1 pseudogene is annotated in these 1,794 nt (G+C 75.4%); it reads right to left on the bottom strand.

Annotated elements, in window-relative coordinates:
* Nucleotides 1–1,780, bottom strand: a pseudogene (locus H5J30_RS30875) (type I polyketide synthase); the annotation flags it as partial.
* Nucleotides 1,781–1,794: the final 14 nt, after the last annotated feature.

Raw genomic sequence — 1,794 nt, forward strand, 5'->3', positions numbered from 1 at the left:
GGTCGGCCAGATGCGTGTGCAGCCGTCCGGCCTGTGCGCGTAGCGCCGCCGCCGTGTGGCCGCTCAGCGGCCAGGCCGTCACCTCCGGAGGCGCGGGGCTCTCCTCCGCCCCCTGCTCGTCGGCCTGCTCCAGAATCACGTGCGCGTTGGTGCCGCTGACGCCGAACGACGAGACCGCCGCCCGCCGCGGCCTGTCCACCTCCGGCCAGGACCGGGCATCGGTCAGGAGCGATACGCCCCCGGCCGCCCAATCCACATGCGGCGTCGGCTCGTCCACATGCAATGTGGCGGGCAGCTCCCCGTGCCGCATCGCCTGGACCATCTTGATGATCCCCGCCACCCCGGCCGCGGCCTGCGTGTGCCCGATGTTGGACTTGATGGAGCCCAGCCACAGCGGCCGGTCCGCGTCCCGCCCCTGCCCGTACGCGGCGAGCAGCGCCTCCGCCTCGATCGGGTCGCCCAGCGTCGTCCCCGTGCCGTGCGCCTCCACGGCGTCCACGTCGACCGGCTCCAGACCGGCGCCGGCCAGCGCCGCCCGTATCACGCGCTGCTGCGAAGGCCCGTTGGGCGCGGTCAGACCGTTGCTCGCACCGTCCTGATTCACCGCTGAGCCGCGCACGACCGCCAGCACCCGGTGGCCCTTCCGGCGCGCCACCGAGAGCCGCTCCAGGACCAGCACGCCGACGCCCTCGGCCCAGCCCGTACCGTCCGCGCCCGCCGCGAACGACTTGCACCGGCCGTCGGGCGCCAGCGCCCGCTGCCTGCTGAACTCGATGAACGCGTGCAGCGCCGACATCACCGTCACCCCGCCCGCGAGCGCCATGTCGCACTCGCCCGTACGCAGCGACTGCGCCGCCAGGTGCAGCGCCACCAGCGACGAGGAACACGCCGTGTCCACCGTCACCGCCGGGCCTTCGAGCCCGAACGTGTACGCCACCCGGCCCGTCGCGACGCTGCCCGCGCTGCCGTTGCCGAGGTAGGGCTCCAGCTCCGCGGGCGGACTGCTCACCCTGGCCGCGTAGTCGTGGTACATCAGGCCGGTGAAGACGCCGGTGCGGGTGCCGCGCGCCGACTCCGGGTCGATGCCCGCCCGTTCGAACGCCTCCCAGCTCGTCTCCAGCAGCAGCCGCTGCTGCGGATCCGTCGCCAGCGCCTCGCGCGGCGAAAGGCCGAAGAACCCGGGGTCGAAGTCGGCCGCCCCGTGCAGGAAGCCGCCCGACCACACCGAGGACCGGCCCGCGCGGTCGGGGTCCGGGTCGTACAGCTCCTCGGGGTCCCAGCCGCGGTCGTCCGGGAAGTCCGAGATCGCGTCGCGGCGCTCCGCGACCAGCCGCCACAGGTCCTCGGGCGAGGTGACGCCGCCCGGGTAGCGGCAGGCCATGCCGACGATGGCGATCGGATCGTCCGCAGCCGCGGCCGCAGCGGGACGTACGGCGTCCGCGGCAGCCTCCGTGCCGAGGCCGAACTCGGTGAGCAGGTACGCCGCCAGCGCCGTCGGGTTGGGGTAGTCGAAGACCAGCGTCGCGGGCAGCCGGAGGCCCGTGTCGCGCGCGAGGCCGTTGCGCAGGTCGACCGCCATGAGCGAGTCGAAGCCCAGGTCCCGGAACGCCTGCGCCTCCGGCACGGAGCCCGGCGACTCGTGTCCGAGGACGGTGGCGGTCTGCGTACGGACCAGCTCCAGCGCCGCCGCGGCGCGCTCGGCGCCGGGCAGCGCCGCCAGCCGCTCCCGCAGCTCCGGCGCCCCCGCGCCGGGCGCCGCGGCGGAGGCCGCGCGCCTCACGGGCGTACGGGCCA

The organism is Streptomyces phytophilus (genome assembly GCF_013870535.1).
In the GTDB taxonomy this organism is placed as follows: domain Bacteria; phylum Actinomycetota; class Actinomycetes; order Streptomycetales; family Streptomycetaceae; genus Streptomyces; species Streptomyces phytophilus.